Here is a 17,312-nt window from a genome sequence, read left to right on the forward strand (position 1 = left end):
GATACGGACAATGTCGGCTCGTGGGTGGCAGCGTCGAATACCGAACCAGTGAGCCGATACGCCCTGCAAGATCAAGCCCAAATGCGGATGCCGATTCCACATCGACTCCGGCGCGTCGGTGAGCGAGGGTCATCCGGACGGTGAAAGCAAGATGGAAGGCATGCGCGATGCGAGAGACGATCCCCGCCCCGTTCCGCTCGTCGAAGATGACGATCGAGCCCGCCTGGATCGACTACAACGGCCATCTCAACCTGGCCTATTATCACGTACTGTTCGATCGCGGCCTGGACGAACTCTTCGATGCGATCGGGCTGGGCGAGAGCTATCGCGAGCGGACCGGCTACACGACCTACACGGCCGAGGCGCATATCTGTTACTTGCGGGAAGTCCCGTCGGCAGCGACGGTCCAGGTGACAACCCAGATCGTCGGCCTGGACGCCAAGCGCCTTCATATCTTTCAGGAACTCTACCACGAGGATGGCTGGCTCGCGGCGACGGTCGAGAATCTGAGCCTGTCCATCAACCAGAACACCCCGCATGGACCGAAGGTGGCGCCCTTCCCGGCCGAAACCTTTCAAGGAGTCAAGGCGGCAGCAGAGGCCCACGCGGCCCTGCCCCGCCCAGAGCGTGTCTCCCGCTCGATCAAACCGCTCAAGCTCTAGCCCGGATGTGGAGGTCTCGGGTCTCGCGATATCCCTGATCGATCTCCGCCCTCACAGCATCTACGACAGAACCCGCGTGTTCATGCGGCGGCTGCGCCTTCGGGTGAGCCGCAGCCCGTCCCGCATCTTCAGAGCCATAAGAGCGATGTTGACGCCGCCTGCGACGAGTTCCAGCGCCTGCACGAAGATGAAGACCGTATCGAACTCCCCGCGTGCGGCCTTGGCAGCCAGGAACAGAGCTGACGGGATCAGGATCAGAAGGCCATTCGCGGCGATGATCGGCATCCGCCGCTTCTTGGCTCGCACCAGGTCTCCTTGACGCTTCGAACCGAGCGAAGCGCCGGATGCTCCGACGGCCAGCATCGCCGGCACGAGCAGGATGAAGCCGTAGGGAATGGCCTGCTTTACCGCAGCGACGGCGTCTTGCGACCCGGAAAGCTCCACAGCCACGGTGCTCAGCCAGAACAGCGCGATGAGCGAAAGCGCCAGACCGCCTGCGACGGGATGGATCAGCTTCGGCATGTCATCATCTCCAAATTAAACATAGCATGCTATATATCATTGCATAGCATGCTATGCAAATGCTTGTTGCGTGGATGACTTTCGACAAGGACCGATCTGCCGGCTATCTCGTGAACCACATGGCGCGGCTCTTCGCCCGAGCGCTACAGGAGCGGATCGCGCCGCTCGGTCTGTCGACCGGCACGTTCCCGGTGCTGCTGGTCCTTTGGGAAGACGAGGGATTGACCCAGCGCGATCTCGTCGCGCGTCTCGACATCGAGCAGGCGACCATGGCGAACACCCTGACGCGCATGGAGCGCGACGGGCTGATTACCCGCAAAAAGGATCCGTCAGACGGGCGTGTCCAGCGGATCTGGCTCACGCAACGAGCTCGCCAGCTTCACGAACCAGCCACCCAGGCCGCGAACGAAGTCAACGAGATCGCTCTTTCGAATCTCACTGAAGAGGAAAAGCAAACGTTCCTGGATCTGATCGCCCGAGTCATCACACGACTTGGCGAAGGCGAACGATGATCGCCGCTCGCGTGGCCCTGCCCCGACGCCATTCGGCCCCAAGCCGATTGGCGACCTTCGAATGCCAATCGCTCAAGCCGCCTTGGCCGATCCCCGCGCCGCCTTCGCGCCGGTTTCCCGAAGCTGACGGGCAAGTTCCGAAAGGACCGCGTCGGTTCCCTGCGGCGTCGCGGGCTTTGCGCTCCTGCCGATCGCAAGAGCGTCCAGGACCGCGAGCGTAATCGCCTGCTCACGCTCGCGCGCGTCCTTGGCGAGGCAGTAAATCATGACGTGAAACTGCAGCTTGCCGATTTCGCTCGTCGCGACGGACACGAGAGTGTCGGGACCAGCCGTCTCGACGCCGGCCTTCCGCGTCGCGAACTGGTGGAAGCGGGCGGCGAGCTCCCGGTCGCTGGCCAGAGCCGCGTCCGCGGCATCGTTGATCGTCGCGACAACGTCAGCAGCCGGCAAAGGCTGTTCGAGGGTCAGGGTGAAACGATGGGGCGCGAAATGGCGTGGCTGTGCCTCCACGCGCACCGCCCCGGTTAGTAGAATCGAATTGGGCAGCATGACGGTTCGGCCCGTCCCGGCCGCGCCGAGCCCTGTGGCCGGCAATTCCATGATCGTCGTCGAGAAAAGGCCGTGATCCATCACTTCGCCATGGATACCGCCGAGTTCGATCCGGTCGCCCACCTTGAAGAGATGGCCGCCGAAACGCAGCATCGAGCCGGCCGCACACATGATCAGTTCCTTGGTCGCGACGACCAGCGCGACGAGCACCGCCGTCAGCGAGAGGATCATGTTCTGGATTTCCGACAGCCAGATCGCTAGTAGGCCGATGGCCAGAAGCACGTTGCACAGCGCCCGAAGCTTGAAGCGGCGATGGCGCAGCGCGACCGGATCCGACCGGCGCGTCAGCACCCACTCGCCGGCGATGCGCAGCGCCAGCGAGATCGCCACGAGCACGACAGTCACGGTCAGATTGTCGGCGATGTGCGACGGGATGAAGAAATTCACGACGAGACCTCGCTCTTCCATCTCCGAACGCCAAAAGCCGCACAAGGCGGAGTTCGGCGGGGCTATGAAACGATGCCTCGGTTATCTCCCGGACACGGTTAAGCGAAGCTTTCCGAATCGTGACGATTTGAAGGTGTTTCGACGGCAGGCCGCGCCGCCGCGGAGAAGGCAATGAAGGTGCCCCACTCCCCGTGCGATCCCGCTCAGACCTCCCGCTCGGCCATCGCCCTCGCGATCGCGCGGTCGGCTTCGCGATCTGAAGCCGAAAGCCCGGCGATGGTGCCTTTCCGGTCGGCCTCGGGCTTGTGCTGGATGAGCTTCCAACTGCCCTCGAGGCTCTCCACCGTCAGCCGCAGACCCACGATCGCCCGCGACAGCTTGGTGATGAACTCCTCCGGCGCGTCGGACAGCGCCCAGGGCTCGGGGCGTCCGGCCTCGAACTGGTTGGTGAGAGCGTCGAGATGGGCGGCAAGCCAAGCGTCGTCTGTGATCGCTTCGAGCCGACCCCGGGCCTCGACGATCACATAGTTCCAGGTGGGCACGACCTTTCCATGCTCGCGTTTCGACGCATAGAAGGAGGGCGAGACATAGGCCTGGGGCCCCTGGAACACCGCCAGCGAAACGCGCGACTCCTCGAGAATGCGCCAGTGGGCGTTCGGCCGCGCGACATGGGCCTCGATCGTCAGAACGCCGGCTGTCTCCTTGACGACGACCGGCACATGGGTCGCATGGTAGTCGTCGCCATCGACAGTGACGAGGCTAGCAAAGCGGATGTCGCGCATCGCCTGGATCAGCACGTCGGAGCGGGACTCACGAAACTGATTGGGAATGTACATGACGACCTCGAAAGCGCTGCGTCCGCGCGATTTGCGTCCGCGCCAGTGCTGTCTCAGTTTTCGCCGATCTCCACAAGCGCCTCCCGCGAAGCGACCGCCTGCCCATCCCGCATGACTTCGATCCTGAGACCATAGCGACCTGCGACCGGCGCGCGCTTTCGGCCGGTGAACTGCATATAGGCCGCTTTCGCGCGATCGAGCGGATCGCTCATGCTCTCGCTGAACACGCTGCCATCCGGCGCCGAGATGACGATATGAATGCGATCACCGGCGGCGAGATTGGCGAACCATCCCCAGCCGACGGTGACCGGATCGCCCGGCACCGCTGACGGCGGCGGCCCGTCCGTCACGAAGGTCTCGTATTGCGGCACATGGCCCGCAATGCCGAGCGCGAGGATCGAGCGATCGGCGGCCTTCATCCAGGCCGCCGCTTCCTGCGACCAGAGCGACCCGGACTGAGACGCGTCCTCAACGCATCCCGCATCGAGCGGCCGGCCGCTGGTTGGATCGATGACCTCTCCGTTGCGCCGCAGGATGATTTCCACATGGGGAAACTCGGCATTCCCGGAAGCGCCGACCGCGCCGATGACATCGCCTGCAGCGATCGGATCGCCCGGGCCGACCCGGATCGACCCGCGCTTCAGGTGGCAATATTGGACTTCCGTCCCATCCGAGAGCTCGGCGACGACGCCATTGCCACAATCCTGACCGGCGAGGCGCGCCCGGTCGGCTTCGCTCTGCGCGAGCCGATCCGACATCTCATCGCGCGTCCTGAGTACCCTGCCCTTGCCGAGCGCCCGGACGGACACGTCGCGCCCGACATCGGCCATCGAAAGCACGCGGATATCCGTGCCCTTGTGCCCTTCATAGGATTTGGTCCCACAGAAAGGATCCGCGACACCGTCGCCTGGCTGCATGTCGGGATATTGCTGAACGAAGCAGGCGACGCCCGGCTCGCAGTCGAGAGGCACGGCGAGGCCGGCCACCGGGCTCTGCGCGACGGCCGGCGAGGCCATCGCGGCAAGCCCGACGAGCGCGGTCACGACAAACGTTGCAAAGGCCGGCCGCAAAATCTATTCACCGCTTCGACTTCAGACACGACCCACCATAGACGATCGAGACCCCCATGGCATCCCGCAAGCTCCTCCTTCTTCCCGGCGACGGCATCGGCACCGAAATCGCGGCGGAGGTCGAGAAGCTTCTCGCCGTTCTGAATGAGGAAAGAAGCGCCGGCTTCGAGACGGAAACGGCCCTCGTCGGCGGTGCCGCCTATGATGCGGAAGGGGTCCCCGTCTCCGACGCCACCATGGCGCTCGCGCAAGCGGCCGACGCGGTCCTTTTCGGCGCCGTCGGCGGGCCGAAATGGGATGGCGTCGCCTATGACAAGCGGCCCGAGGCCGGGCTCCTCCGGCTGCGCAAGGAGATGGAGCTCTTCGCCAATCTGCGGCCGGCGATCTGCTATCCCGCGCTGGCCGAAGCCTCTTCGCTGAAGCGAGACCTCGTCGAAGGCCTCGACATCCTGATCGTGCGCGAACTGACGGGCGGCGTCTATTTCGGCGAACCGAAGGAAATCCAGGATCTCGGCAACGGCCAGAAACGGGCGATCGACACCCAGGTCTACGACACGTACGAGATCGAGCGTATCGCTCGCGTCGCCTTCGACCTTGCACGCACGCGGCGGAACAAGGTGACGTCGATGGAAAAGCGCAACGTCATGGTCTCGGGCCTCTACTGGAACGAGGTCGTCACCCGCATCCACAAGGACGAATATGCGGACGTCGCGCTGGAGCACGAACTCGCCGACGCCGGCGGTATGAAACTCGTCAAGAGCCCCAAGATCTACGACGTCATCGTCACCGACAATCTTTTTGGCGACATGCTCTCCGACATTGCCGCGATGCTCACCGGCTCGCTCGGCATGCTGCCCTCGGCCTCGCTCGGCGCGCCGGACGCGGCGACCGGCAAACGCAAGGCGCTCTACGAGCCGGTTCATGGCTCTGCCCCGGACATAGCCGGCACGGGCGAGGCCAATCCGCTCGCGATGATCGCGTCGCTTGCCATGGGCCTGCGCTATTCCTTCGAAATGCTAGCCGAGGCGGACGCGCTGGAAGCTGCCATCGCCGAGACGCTGGAAGCCGGCATCCGCACCGGCGACATCATGGCGGAAGGCTGCACGAAGGTCGGCACCAGCGCCATGGGCGACGCGGTCGCCGAACGCTTCCGGGCCAAGCTCACCGCCTGACCGATACCCCGCCCCGGCAAGGCTTCGCGCCGCGTCTCGACAGATCACGTTTTCTTCAAGCGCGAGACCCGGCGCATCGCCGTAGCGTATCTGCGAGCACCGCCGGACGCGTCGGCCCGGCGTGCGCGACAGTGCGACGACACTGGCAGAGGGACCGGGCGTGACAGACGACAGCAATCAGGCCTTCGACAGCACGCCCCAGCCTGCGCGGGCGAGCGCTCTGTCCCTGTTCGACAACTTTCCGATCGAGCGAGATTTCGAGCGTCTGGCCGACCCCGCCGTCTATCATCCCCTGCCGGACGACTGGGTGATCGGCCTCGCCGACATCGAAGGGTCCACCGAAGCCGTCGAACGGGGGCAGTACAAGGCGGTGAACACGGTCGCCGCTTCCGTCATCGCTGCCGTGGCGAACGCGCTGGAGGGGCGTGACTTTCCCTTCGTCTTCGCTGGCGACGGCGCCGGCTTTGCTCTTCCGGCCGCTCTCGCCGAAAAGGGTCGTGCCGCCCTCGCGGCGGTGGCCGGCTGGGCGGAAGAGACCTTCGGCTTTCATCTGCGCATCGCCATGACGCCGGTCGCGGCGATCCGAGCCCACGGCCATGATGTGCGGGTCGCGCGCTTCGCCGCCTCCTCCGACGTGTCCTACACGATGTTTGGTGGCGGCGGCCTCGCCTATGCCGAAGCCCGCATGAAGGCCGGTGAGTTTCGCATCGAGCCTACCGCCGGCGAGGCCGCCCGGCCCGATCTGACGGGGCTGTCCTGCCGTTTCTCGGCAATCCCAGCCGCGAATGGCGTTATTCTCTCGATCATCGTCCTGCCGCGCGACAACCCGCCCGATGCCCGCTTTTTTCCCCTCGTCACCGACATTTTGGCGCTGATTGCGGGAACTGAGTCTGCCGGCCGCCCCGTGCCCGACACCGGCCCAGAGCAGCGCTGGCCGACAGAGGGCCTGATGCTGGAAGCCCGCACGGCGGCAGCCCGAAGCGGACGGCCCTTGTGGCTCTCCGTCCTGTCCGTCGCAATCCGCTCCCTGCTGGCGCATCTCACCTTCGTCACAGGCAGAAGGGTCGGCACCTTCGAACCGGCCCGTTATCGGGCCGAACTCGTGCGCAATACCGACTTCCGCAAGTTCGACGACGGGCTGATGATGACGGTGGATTGCAGTCTGGAGGTGGCCGATCGCATCGCCGCGCGGATCGAGGAAGCCGAGAGCGAAGGCATCGCTTATGGCGGACTCCATCGCCAGGATGCCGCCCTGATGACCTGCTTCGTCCCCACCGCCAGCCGCAGCGATCACGTGCATTTCGTCGATGGCGCCATGGGCGGCTATTCGGCCGCCGCCGCCAGGGCCTTGCGCGAGCGGCGCGGTGCCAACCATGAGGCGCAGTCCGGCTGAGACGCCCGGCCGATGTTCCGATGTTCAGGCGAAGCGGTCGGCCTTGGCAAAGGCGCTGCGCAGGCCGATCGCGGCGAAGAGCGCCGAGGCGACGGCGTTCCAACCGGCGAAGGACAGTCCCAGGAAGCGGCCTGCCGCATCGTCGCAGGAAGGTGGCCGCGTCGCATCGATACCACTGCCCCCGAGAAGATCGACCGAAGACAGGTCCCCTGCCCCGCCGACCTGGGCGCAGCCGCTGGGCCCTGCCCAGAACTGCCACTCGACGCCGGCATGGTAGACCGCCAGCCCCAGCGAGACGAGCATGATCAGACCGACGATGAGGATGAGCCCCCTGACCAGCGGGGCCGCCCCGCGGCCAGCCGCCAGAACGAAGGCCACCAGGGCCACCGGCACGCCGACATAATAGGGAATGCGCTCGGTCAGGCAGAGCGCGCAGGGGATGAAGCCGAGAGCATATTCGAAAACGAGCGCCGACCCCACGGTGAGCGCCATGCCACCCAGGAGAAAGCCCGAGGCAAGGACCTGGCGAAAGCCGATCGGGCGTCGGAACATGTCGGATACGGCCATCTATAAAACCTTCAGAACACGTAGCGAATGGCGACGAACCCGCCGATCAACAGGACCATGAACAGCGTGAACAGGATCCCGAGATGCTTCTCGATGAAGCCCTGGATCGGGGCGCCGTAGCGGCTCAGAAGCCATGCGACCAGGAAGAACCGCGCCCCGCGTCCGATGATCGAGACCACCGTGAAGACCACGAGGTTCAGGCCCGTGACGCCGGAGAAAATCGTCAGCACCTTGTAGGGAAAGGGCGTGAGCGCCGCAAACAGCACCGCCCAGCCGCCCCATTCGTTGTAGCGCTCGGTCATCAGGGCGAAATCGTCGGCCTTGCCGTAGATTTCGAGGATCGGCCGTCCGATCAGATCGAAGAACAGCGCGCCGATGGCATAGCCGAGAAAGGCGCCGAGCACCGAACCGACGGTCGCAACGAGCGCGATCCGGATCCACTTGGCCCGCTCCGCGATCACCATCGGGATCAGAAGCACGTCCGGCGGGATCGGAAAGACCGAACTCTCGATGAAGGAGATCACCCCAAGCCCGCGCTCGGCGTGACGCGTCGCGGCGAGCGACATGACCCAGTCATAGAGGCGGCGAAGCATGGAGGATCAGATTTCAGCGCGTGGCGGGAGCGAAAGAGCGGATTGCCATTTACCCGCGCTTAGGCCGAAGCGCCGGCAAAGGCAATCCCCGGGACGCACCCGCCGCCAAGCAAAGCCTTTGCGTCGCAGCCCGCAGGAAACCGGGCAGCGAGGTGGCAACCATCCGTCGGACGGCCACCCCGCTTGTCGCGCCATGGCGCGTTACGAGGTCGGAACCTGCGACGAAGCAGTGGTCTCGCCCGGCTCGGTCACGACCGGGATCTGCGGAACACCGTCCGGCTCGAGCTCGATGTTGACCGGATTCGGGTAGTGATCGAGCATGCTCCCGTTCGCCGCGTCGATCCCGACGCCGACCACGCCGCCAATGAGCACGTTACCGGCCATGCTGGTGGCGCCACCCCCGCTGACCTTGGTGCGGACCTCGACGACTTCCGTCTGATAGCCGGCCTTGCTCGCGGTGACCGTGAATTCCTGCTTGCGTGGCACATCGAGCACGCAGGACGTTTCGCATTGTTCGCCGGTCGATGTGGCGATCTTGGTGCCTTCCGGCTTGGCGTTGATTGCCACCTCTTCGGAACTGCCGCGGGTGATCGTGCCACAACCCGCAAGCATTCCCATCGCGCATAGCGCCAGTATAGAATTCCGCATAAGTCCCCCTTCAAAAAAGAAAGGGGCGCGTATCTGCTTCCTCAGGTTGCGTCAATAAAAAATAAGTGGCGCTAACTATCTGTTGTCAAAACAGAACCGGTTCACCGCGGACGTTTTCCGCGTCGAACTCCTCACACGCCGCTCAAGACGATCACCGTCGGGCGGTCCGGCAACGTCCCGACCGAGATAGTGAATCCCGCCGTATCGCGCCAATCCACCGCGAAATCCGGCACCTTGGCAAGGAATCGGTCGATCGGTCCGCGAAAGCGGTGCATCGGCAGGATGATCTGCGAGCGCAGCCGCTCGGCGATCTCGCCCATACCGTCCTGACTCATCGTCATGCCCCCATCCACTGGCACCATGAGAATGTCGAGCCGGCCAATTGCGGCGAAGTCGTCCTCGGTGAGCTTGTGGTGCAGATGGCCGAGATGGCCGATGCACAGCCCTGCCACTTCGAAGATGAAGATCGAATTGCCGTCCGCCTCCATGGCCCCGCCCCAGGAGCGGATATCGGTCGGCACGTTGCGGACATACATGTCGTCGAGGGTCAGGCGATGGCGGGCCGGCCCGTCGCCGTTCGGATTCCAGCCGCGCAGCACGTGGGGTATTTCCGGATCCGGAAATGGCGTGTTGTGGGAGGAATGCGCCTTGTTCATTGTCACGATGTCGGGGAGTTCCGGCCCGGCATAGCCGGCAAAATCGGTTGCGGCGCGCACCCCGTTTGGACTTTCGATCAGAAAGGTCGAATGGGTGACGTAGGTGATCCGGACCGTCCGGTCCGTCGCCTGGTCCTGAAACAGGCCGCGTTCGTTCGAGGAAAACTGAGCGAAGGTGACGGTCGGCGACAGGCTTGCGATCGCGTGGCACTGGCTGGGTCGCTCCTCGGAAGCGGCGCCCGCCTGCGCCATAGCCGGAGCTGACCAAAGGGCGGTCAGACACAAGGTCAGCGGTACGGCCAGGACCAGCGGAACATTGAGGCGAAGGCGCATGACGCTTGAATCCTCTGCTGCTGTCGGATCTCGTGGCGGATGGTTCGGGCCTGCTTGGCCTCCACTCCTGCAACGCAGGCTAGCGGCATCGCCACGCGAACCAAATCAACACCCTGTCATCTTACAGATCGATCCCCTCGGGAGCCTCGTCGCGCGGGTTTGCGGGCTCGGCCGCCAACAGGCTGCGCTCCCGCAGGAAGGGATGGATCGCGACGGCTTCGCGCAATTGCGCCTGTGCCAGACGATGCCGGCCCTGTCGCATCAGGATCAACGCCCGGCCGGCCATGGCCGCGAAATGCCTCGGCTCCAGCGCAATGGCCTTGTCGACGTCCTCCAGCGCGGCGTCGAAATCCTCCTGCAGGAAGCGGACGAAACCCCGCTGATTCCAGGCCTCGGCATAATCGGGAGAACGCGTGATCGCATGGTCGAGAAGCTCGCGAGCCCCGGCGAAATCATATGAGCCGCGACTCTTCATCGCGGCCTCAACGAGTTGCTGCGTCCTGGCATCGGGCGCGTGCATCCAATGCCGCCAGATCCGCTCTTCGATCAGGCGGGCCGCCCGCTCGTCCGTCGCTGCGGCGAGATCGTCGAAGAGCCGATCCTTGCTCTCCTGTCTGCCTTGGTCAGCGGCAAGGCCGCGGTCTCCCGCATCTTGCGCGTAAGACACCAGCGACGCCGAGAGCACGAGACACAGGGAGAGAAATACAGGCAGCGCGCCATGGCGTCGGTCGCCAACCCTTCCGCATCGATGCACAACCCGCCTCCCTGAGCTTTTCCTTTCGACCACCGGAAGCAGCAAGACCACTCCGCCTGCGAAGCACACCAGTTGGCGCTGGTCACGGAAAGTCATAATCTCGTCATTCGGCTGCAATTCGGGGGCCATAGCCTTCGCCGCGGATGGGAAAGAAAGGTCGCTTGCGATGACGATCCACCGGCTGGCCTATGTCTCGCGGCCTTCTCCCGAAATCGACCCCGAAGCGGTTCGCGCCATCGCTGAGGCTGCCCGGGAGCGCAATCGCGATCTGGAGGTGACAGGCCTTCTCGTTCACGAATTCGGCCGCTTCATCCAGCTTCTGGAAGGCCCGATCGCCTCGCTGGAGGAGCTGATGGTCGACATCATCCGTGATCCGCGCCACAGCGACATCCGCATCTTTCTCCAGCAAAGCGGCGCCGAACGCACCATGGAGCGCTGGCTCCTGTTGTCCGATTTCGATCGCAGCGCCACGACGCCTGGAGAGCTGGAAGTGCGTGAGGAGATCGTGCGGGCCGCGCTCGCCAGCCTTGCCGAGCTTGACTACGAACGCCGGCAGGCCGCCATGAAAGAATGACCCCGCCGTGGGTTGAGCCCGATCGGCTGCATCAACGTGGCTTGTCGCCGAGCATTTTTTGCCAACGCGCCTTCATCGCGGCACCCCCATCGAGCGGTCCCTCGGGATAAGACAATTCGTCCGCGCCGATCTTTACGAAAGCCTGTTTCGACCGCGTCCAGATATGGCCGGCCGGGACCAGCCAGGACGCATCGTCGAGCGTGCCTGCCTTGATGTTCAGCCGGCCGGGATCGCCTTCGGAGCGATGCTGGATGCGCACGCCGCATTCCGGACAGAAGTCGCCAAGCCGCACGGTGCCGCTCTCGGCCACACGCCGCGAGGTGGCCATCTCGCCGGTGACCGCGACCGAGGCCGGATCGCAGCGCATGCTTTCCCCGAAGGCGCTTGAGGTCTGGGTCTGGCACTCGGTGCAATGGCAGAGATAGAACATCGCGGGCACGGCGCGGATCTCGTAACGCACGCGGCCGCACTGGCATCCTCCGGTCAGAGGCAGCGACGGCATGTTCAACGTCATCGATTTCCCCTCAATCCGCCGTCGGCAGCCGCCGCATGGTGAACTCGATCTGGTCGCCCGGCAATTGCCGCCAGCTCTCGACCTGCGTCCAATAGGCGGCCTTGGGGTATTTCTCGAACCATTCGCGCGCCTTTTGCCGCGCCTCCGGCCGGGCGAGCGTGAAGGTCTCGCGCACGAAGCTGTCGCCGGCCGAAGCACGCGCTCGTCGCGTCTTTTCAAGCTGGCGCTTCAGCCCGCCAAGTGGCGGGCGAACCGGCGAGACCATGCGAACTCCGCGAAAATTACGTTTTGGCTTGATGCCTTGAAAAGATAGTGTCCGCGGCAAGAATTTGCGAATCGCAAACGCCGCGGCTGAACGGGCCGTCAGCTCGCCCGACCGGCGTCGTGGCACGAGATCTGGGGACGGACGACACCGACGATGAACAAAGCCGATCTGCCCAAAGGCCTGCCCGAGGACATCGACCGCAAGAAAGCGATGGCGCGGGCCTGGTTCGAGGCCTTGCGGGATCGCATCTGCAAGGCCTTCGAGACGATCGAGGACGAATTCGGCGAGGAATTCTCCGACACGCCCGGCCGGTTCGTGCAGACCGAATGGTCGCGCGACAACGATGGCGGCGGCGGGCTGATGTCGATGATGCACGGCCGCGTCTTCGAAAAGGTGGGCGTCCATACCTCGACGGTCTATGGCGAGTTTTCGCCCGAGTTCCGCCAACAGATCCCCGGCGCTGAGGAAGATCCGAGCTTCTGGGCGTCCGGCATTTCCCTCATCGCCCATATGCGCAATCCGAACGTGCCGGCCGTGCACATGAACACACGCATGGTAGTGACCACCAGCCAGTGGTTCGGCGGCGGCGCGGATCTGACGCCGACTCTCGACCGGCGCCGCATGGAAGACGACAAGGACACGATCGCCTTTCACCGTGCCCTCAAATTCGTCTGCGACCGGCATCGCGGGGTGGCGGATTACGACCGGCTCAAGAACTGGTGCGACGAGTATTTCTTCCTGCCCCACCGCAACGAACCGCGCGGCGTGGGCGGCATCTTCTATGACTGGCTCCATTCCCCCGACGAGGCCGGCGGCTGGGATGAGGACTTCGCCTTCACCCGGGACGTCGGCAAGGCGTTCCTGGTGGTCTATCCCCACATCGTCCGCCAGAACGTCGCCGAGCCCTTCACCGAAGAGGACCGGGAAGAGCAGTTGATCCGCCGCGGGCGCTATGTGGAATACAATCTGCTTTACGATCGCGGCACGCTCTTCGGCCTGAAGACCGGCGGCAACGTCCAGTCCATTCTTTCGTCCATGCCACCGGTGGTGAAATGGCCTTGAACAGGACCGTCGAAAAGGAGCGCGGGTCTCGTCCCAGGCGGGTCGTCGGTGCCGCCGGGCGTGCCGGGTCATAAGTCCAATAAAGTGATTATATAGTCCCGGTCAGGCTTTCTTAAAAAAAACGTCAACCGATTGAACTGTTATATGTTTCAGCGTTTCGGCTCCCTATATTACAAGCGTAAGAAGGGAGGCAAAGAACCATGTATGAACTGAATTGCGCCAATGTCATTCCGGGCTCGCGACGCATCATTCGCGCCGAAACGCAAGCGGGCGTGGTCCGCCGTGCCATCGCCCAGGCCAACGCGCTCGGCATCGAGCGGATCAGCCCGGCGATGATGGACACGATCCGCGAGAGAACCGTCGAGGTCGACGAGACCAACGACCGCGCGGCCTGATCGGCTGCTGCGAAGAGGTCTCTCGATCCTTGCAAGGGTCGCGTCGATGACAAGACGGGCGGCATCCTCGGATGCCGCCCGTCTTGTTTTCTGAACCACTCCGGTTCTCAGCTTTCCGTGCGGACTGCGGCAAGCAGGGCCTGCCGGTCCATGGCAAAGCCGCTTTCGGCCCAAAGCCGCTTCAACCGATCGAGTTCGCGGCCGAGTTCCGGTCCCTTGGCAATGCCCGCTTCCTGCAGGTCGTCCCCGCCGAGGGGAAAGCTTGGCACTTCAAAGCTCCCGGCGGTTTCCAGCTGGCGAACCAGATGCGCCATGTCACCGAGAAGGGCAGCGTCCTGCGCGGCCTTCGCCTGTGTCCGGGCGATCGCCAGCCGCAGTCGGTCGATGATCGCCTGCCGGTCGCCGAAATAAAGCCGTGTCCTGAAGTCCTTGTCGCTCTCGGCCGGCTTCGGCTCTTCCGCTGTGGCAAAGGCCACCAGCCGGTCCCGATCCTGGTTCGACAGTTTCAGATGGCGAGCCATTTCGGTGATCCGGGCGGGATCCGGCGGAATGATCGCCATCAGCCGCAGCAACGAGTCCGCTTCCCAGCCCCGGTGCCGCTCGGCCTCGACCAGCCCGTGAATGTGATCGATGCCCCAGCGCTCGCTTTCGGGAAGCACTTTCGTCAGCACGCCGGTCTGCCGCATCCACAGAAGCGCGCGGGAGGGATCGGGCGCGGCGAGGAGCTTCTTCAATTCGGCCCAGACGCGCTCGACCGACAGCCGCTCGAGCCCGTCCTTCATCCGCGTCGCGGCCCTCAGACCTTCAGCATCGGGCCTTCCCCGCCCGTACCAGGCGAAGAAGCGGAAGAAGCGCAGAATCCGCAGACGGTCCTCGAGAATCCGCGTTTCGGCATCGCCGATGAAGCGCAGATTGCCGGCTTCGATGTCGCCTACGCCGCCGACCAGATCCAGGATCTCGCCATCGGCCGAGACGTAGAGGGCGTTGATGGTGAAATCCCGGCGTTCCGCATCGGCCTGCCAGTCGCGGCCGAAGGTCACCACGGCGTGGCGCCCGTCGGTTTCGATGTCGCGCCGAAGCGTCGTCACCTCATAGGGTTGGCCCGCACTGACGACCGTGATCGTGCCATGTTCGATGCCGGTGGGCACCGCCTTCAGGCCGATCGCCTCGACCCGGCGAATGGTCTCCTCCGGGAGCGTGGTCGTCGCGATATCCATATCGGTGACCGGCCGGCCCATCAGCGTGTTGCGCACGGCGCCGCCGACGACGCGAGCCTCATCGCCATCCTGGCCAAGCGCCTGAAGCAGCTGCTGCAACGCCGGATTTTTAAGCCATTCGGCATCGAGTGAAGTCATGCATAGTACCGTTCGTAGAGTGTTCTGAGGATCCCGGCCGTCACGCCCCAGATGAAGCGCTCGCCGAAGGGCATCGTGTAATAGTGCCGGGTAATTCCGTCGAAGATCCGGCTTTCCTGCCGATGATTGGCCGCATCCATCAGGAAGCCGAGGGGCACCTCGAAGACGTCCTCGACCTCGACCGGATTGGCTGTCAGTTCGAATCTGGGAGCGACGATGGCGATCACCGGCGTGATTCGAAAGCCCGTCGTCGTGAAATAGCGCGGCAGGCGGCCGATCGGTTCGACGAGCGCCGGGGACAGCGCGATCTCCTCTTCGGCCTCGCGCAGCGCCGCCGCCTCGGGCGAGTCGTCGGTCGGATCGACCGCTCCACCCGGAAGCGCGATCTGGCCAGAATGCTTGCGCAGGCTGCGGGTCCGCGTCGTCAGGATCACCGTGGCGCCGGCCGGATGGTCGACAACCGGGATCAACACCGCGGCTTCCCGTCCCGGGCTCTTCGCGACGTGGGTGATGAGGTCCGGGTTGAGCCGGTGGTCTCCATAGGCGGGTTCCGGACCGGGCAAGATCTGGCCGCCTGCCACCGCCCCGGAATCACCGCCGCCCACGATCCGGGCTCTGAGATCGGCGGCCGTCAACACGTCGCGTCCGGCCGTCACGAGCGGGCGGCCTCCTCCGCCAGCGGCACATCGAATCGCGCACCCGCGGAGCGGATGAAGAAGCCCTGCGCGTCCTCCTCGATCAGATCGGCGAGGTCATAGGCGAGCGCTCGCGTCAGCCGCGCCTCGAGTCGCCCGCGCACGAGAATGTAAGGACGAAACGCCGCATCGGTGTCCGTTGCAAAGCGCAACGGGTGATTCGGCCCGGCTTCGACAAGATCGCCCACGTCGGTCCGAAAGGTCAGGACAGGCTCCTCTTTGCCTTGCCGGCTCATCTCCACCGCGTTGAACGGCGCGTCCTCGACCGTGATGCCCAGCTTTTCGACCGGCGTGACGAGATAGATCCGCCCGTCCTCGTCCTTGCGCAAGACACTGGAAAACAGGCGCTTCAGAGCCTCACGCCGGATCGGCGTTCCCTTGTAGAACCACGTCCCGTCGGCGGCGATCCGCATCTCGATGTCGCCGCAAAAGGGCGGATTCCAGCGCTCGACCGGCGGCGCGCCCCGGCCCGCACGCTCGGCTCGTGAAACGAGCGCCGAAAGGCTCACATCGCCGCTAGCCGCTTGATTCGCCATAATCTCCGCTTCGATTGCCAGACGACACCACTCGGGCTCCGTCTTATTTTGGCCGGTGTTCGTCCTCACGAAATAGTTGGACCGGCAGCGCTTGCCACCTCGAACGCCCATCGCTTTGATGGATTGACGATTCAGTGTTTTTCGGCACGCTATCGCGGTGCAACATCAGGTTCTCGGATCGGAGACCTCTCTTATGACGATTCTCGCTCCCCAGGAGTCGGCGCTCAGCCAGGACGCCGTCGTGGAAATGGCCGAAAAGGCGCTCGCCGATATCGGCAAGGCCAAGGAGTCCATTGGTCGGGTCATCTTCGGCCAGGAAAGCGTCGTCGAGCAGACCGTGATCTCCATCCTCGCCGGCGGCCATGCCCTCCTCGTCGGCGTGCCGGGTCTCGCCAAGACCAAGCTGGTCGATACGCTCGGCATTGCGCTCGGCCTCGACGCACGGCGCATCCAGTTCACCCCCGATCTCATGCCCTCCGACATCATCGGCACCGAGGTCATGGATCAGGACGAAACCGGCCGCCGTTCCTTCCGCTATGTGAAGGGTCCGGTCTTCGCCCAGCTCCTGATGGCCGACGAGATCAACCGTGCCTCGCCGCGCACCCAGTCGGCGCTCCTGCAGGCGATGCAGGAATACCACGTCACCGTCGCCGGCGAGCCCTACGACCTGCCTGCCCCGTTCCATGTGCTCGCCACCCAGAACCCGCTGGAGCAGGAGGGCACCTATCCCCTCCCCGAAGCGCAGCTCGACCGCTTCCTCATGCAGGTCGACGTCCACTATCCGGACCTCGCCTCCGAACGGCGCATCCTGCTTGAATCCGGCGGCGAGAGCGACCGCGCCGAGCCGGTGCTGACCTCGGACCGCCTGCGCGAGATCCAGGCGTTGGTCCGGCGCATGCCCGTGCCCGAAAGCGTCGTCGAAACCATCCTGACCCTCGTTCGCTCGGCGCGGCCCGGCAGCGGACACAAGGAAGCCGACACCCACATCGCCTGGGGTCCCGGCCCCCGTGCTTCGCAGTCGCTGATGACCTGCGTGCGCGCCCGTGCCCTCTATGACGGCCGGCTCGCGCCCTCGGTCGACGACGTGCTGGCACTCGCCGAACCGATCCTGCAGCACCGCATGGCGCTCAACTTCGCCGCGCGTGCCGAGGGAATGAGCGTGCGCGACGTGATCGCGGCGCTGAAGCGCGACATCGGCTGAG

General features: G+C 64.6%; 22 protein-coding genes. 8 read left to right on the forward strand and 14 right to left on the reverse strand.

The genetic code is table 11. The features are described from left to right. Positions 1–167: 167 nt before the first annotated feature. Positions 168–662 carry a thioesterase family protein gene (locus tag MF134_RS18620; protein ID WP_255340984.1) on the forward strand — a complete coding sequence of 165 codons (495 nt, stop codon included), beginning with the start codon at positions 168–170 and terminating at the stop codon, positions 660–662. A gap of 60 nt (positions 663–722) precedes the next feature. Here MF134_RS18620 and MF134_RS18625 read toward each other — a convergent pair whose 3' ends face one another. Beyond that, entirely contained in the window at positions 723–1,184 is a 462-nt protein-coding gene (locus MF134_RS18625) for a hypothetical protein (RefSeq protein ID WP_255340985.1), read from the reverse strand. A 74-nt stretch (positions 1,185–1,258) separates the two neighbouring features. On the opposite strand from MF134_RS18625, the gene MF134_RS18630 reads away from it, so the two are divergent. After that, a complete protein-coding gene (locus MF134_RS18630) occupies positions 1,259–1,696 on the forward strand; it encodes a MarR family winged helix-turn-helix transcriptional regulator (RefSeq protein ID WP_255341085.1) in 438 nt (145 codons plus the stop codon). A 72-nt stretch (positions 1,697–1,768) separates the two neighbouring features. Here MF134_RS18630 and MF134_RS18635 read toward each other — a convergent pair whose 3' ends face one another. From MF134_RS18635 to MF134_RS18645, 3 genes are all read right to left on the reverse strand, one after another. Next, positions 1,769–2,713, reverse strand: coding sequence for a mechanosensitive ion channel family protein (locus MF134_RS18635; protein ID WP_255340986.1), 945 nt, complete (start codon positions 2,711–2,713; stop codon positions 1,769–1,771). Positions 2,714–2,895: 182 nt separating this feature from the next. After that, positions 2,896–3,528: an FMN-binding negative transcriptional regulator gene (locus MF134_RS18640; RefSeq protein WP_255340987.1), complete on the reverse strand. Its 633-nt coding sequence runs from the start codon at positions 3,526–3,528 to the stop codon at positions 2,896–2,898. 53 nt (positions 3,529–3,581) lie between these two features. Beyond that, entirely contained in the window at positions 3,582–4,571 is a 990-nt protein-coding gene (locus tag MF134_RS18645) for a M23 family metallopeptidase (RefSeq protein WP_255340988.1), read from the reverse strand. A gap of 83 nt (positions 4,572–4,654) precedes the next feature. On the opposite strand from MF134_RS18645, the gene leuB reads away from it, so the two are divergent. Both leuB and MF134_RS18655 read left to right on the forward strand, forming a co-directional pair. Next, positions 4,655–5,770, forward strand: coding sequence for a 3-isopropylmalate dehydrogenase (gene leuB / locus MF134_RS18650; protein WP_255340989.1), 1,116 nt, complete (start codon positions 4,655–4,657; stop codon positions 5,768–5,770). A 160-nt stretch (positions 5,771–5,930) separates the two neighbouring features. Further along, positions 5,931–7,163, forward strand: a complete 1,233-nt coding sequence (locus MF134_RS18655) for a DUF3095 domain-containing protein (protein ID WP_255340990.1) — start codon at positions 5,931–5,933, stop codon at positions 7,161–7,163. A gap of 24 nt (positions 7,164–7,187) precedes the next feature. Here MF134_RS18655 and MF134_RS18660 read toward each other — a convergent pair whose 3' ends face one another. The 5 genes from MF134_RS18660 to MF134_RS24095 all read right to left on the reverse strand — a co-directional run bounded on the left by MF134_RS18660 (position 7,188) and on the right by MF134_RS24095 (position 10,627). After that, positions 7,188–7,730, reverse strand: coding sequence for a disulfide bond formation protein B (locus MF134_RS18660; RefSeq protein WP_255340991.1), 543 nt, complete (start codon positions 7,728–7,730; stop codon positions 7,188–7,190). An 11-nt stretch (positions 7,731–7,741) separates the two neighbouring features. Beyond that, positions 7,742–8,323, reverse strand: coding sequence for a YqaA family protein (locus MF134_RS18665; protein WP_255340992.1), 582 nt, complete (start codon positions 8,321–8,323; stop codon positions 7,742–7,744). Positions 8,324–8,524: 201 nt separating this feature from the next. After that, complete coding sequence (locus MF134_RS18670) at positions 8,525–8,935, reverse strand: translation initiation factor 2 (RefSeq protein ID WP_255340993.1); 411 nt, start codon at positions 8,933–8,935, stop codon at positions 8,525–8,527. A 167-nt stretch (positions 8,936–9,102) separates the two neighbouring features. Further along, positions 9,103–9,960 (reverse strand): MBL fold metallo-hydrolase, encoded by an 858-nt coding sequence (locus tag MF134_RS18675; RefSeq protein ID WP_255340994.1) that lies wholly within the window; start codon positions 9,958–9,960, stop codon positions 9,103–9,105. Between the two features lie 121 nt (positions 9,961–10,081). Then, complete coding sequence (locus MF134_RS24095) at positions 10,082–10,627, reverse strand: tetratricopeptide repeat protein (protein WP_255340995.1); 546 nt, start codon at positions 10,625–10,627, stop codon at positions 10,082–10,084. 253 nt (positions 10,628–10,880) lie between these two features. Here MF134_RS24095 and MF134_RS18685 point away from each other — a divergent pair, with 253 nt between their 5' ends. Then, the gene (locus MF134_RS18685; protein ID WP_255340996.1) at positions 10,881–11,288 is read left to right on the forward strand and encodes a BLUF domain-containing protein; all 408 of its coding nucleotides are present in this window, start codon (positions 10,881–10,883) and stop codon (positions 11,286–11,288) included. A 31-nt stretch (positions 11,289–11,319) separates the two neighbouring features. Here MF134_RS18685 and MF134_RS18690 read toward each other — a convergent pair whose 3' ends face one another. Both MF134_RS18690 and MF134_RS18695 read right to left on the reverse strand, forming a co-directional pair. After that, positions 11,320–11,802 carry a GFA family protein gene (locus MF134_RS18690; RefSeq protein WP_255340997.1) on the reverse strand — a complete coding sequence of 161 codons (483 nt, stop codon included), beginning with the start codon at positions 11,800–11,802 and terminating at the stop codon, positions 11,320–11,322. Between the two features lie 10 nt (positions 11,803–11,812). Beyond that, positions 11,813–12,067 carry a hypothetical protein gene (locus MF134_RS18695; protein ID WP_255340998.1) on the reverse strand — a complete coding sequence of 85 codons (255 nt, stop codon included), beginning with the start codon at positions 12,065–12,067 and terminating at the stop codon, positions 11,813–11,815. Between the two features lie 153 nt (positions 12,068–12,220). Between MF134_RS18695 and hemF the strand changes: the two genes are divergently transcribed. Beyond that, complete coding sequence (gene hemF / locus MF134_RS18700; RefSeq protein ID WP_255340999.1) at positions 12,221–13,129, forward strand: oxygen-dependent coproporphyrinogen oxidase; 909 nt, start codon at positions 12,221–12,223, stop codon at positions 13,127–13,129. 200 nt (positions 13,130–13,329) lie between these two features. Further along, positions 13,330–13,524, forward strand: a complete 195-nt coding sequence (locus MF134_RS18705; protein WP_255341000.1) for a DUF1059 domain-containing protein — start codon at positions 13,330–13,332, stop codon at positions 13,522–13,524. A gap of 107 nt (positions 13,525–13,631) precedes the next feature. Here the strand turns inward: MF134_RS18705 and MF134_RS18710 are convergent, their stop codons facing one another. The 3 genes from MF134_RS18710 to MF134_RS18720 form a co-directional block, all read right to left on the reverse strand. Next, positions 13,632–14,879, reverse strand: coding sequence for a CCA tRNA nucleotidyltransferase (locus tag MF134_RS18710; protein ID WP_255341001.1), 1,248 nt, complete (start codon positions 14,877–14,879; stop codon positions 13,632–13,634). Next, on the reverse strand, positions 14,876–15,460 hold the full coding sequence (locus tag MF134_RS18715) for a CoA pyrophosphatase (protein WP_255341086.1): 585 nt from the start codon (positions 15,458–15,460) through the stop codon (positions 14,876–14,878). Before MF134_RS18715 ends, MF134_RS18710 begins: the two co-directional genes overlap by 4 nt. A 71-nt stretch (positions 15,461–15,531) precedes the next feature. Continuing rightward, positions 15,532–16,110 (reverse strand): DUF1285 domain-containing protein, encoded by a 579-nt coding sequence (locus MF134_RS18720; RefSeq protein WP_255341002.1) that lies wholly within the window; start codon positions 16,108–16,110, stop codon positions 15,532–15,534. Between the two features lie 193 nt (positions 16,111–16,303). On the opposite strand from MF134_RS18720, the gene MF134_RS18725 reads away from it, so the two are divergent. Then, a complete protein-coding gene (locus MF134_RS18725) occupies positions 16,304–17,311 on the forward strand; it encodes an AAA family ATPase (RefSeq protein WP_255341003.1) in 1,008 nt (335 codons plus the stop codon). Position 17,312: the final 1 nt, after the last annotated feature.

Origin of the sequence: Jiella marina, assembly GCF_024359545.1 — a bacterium.
Taxonomy (GTDB): domain Bacteria; phylum Pseudomonadota; class Alphaproteobacteria; order Rhizobiales; family Rhizobiaceae; genus Jiella.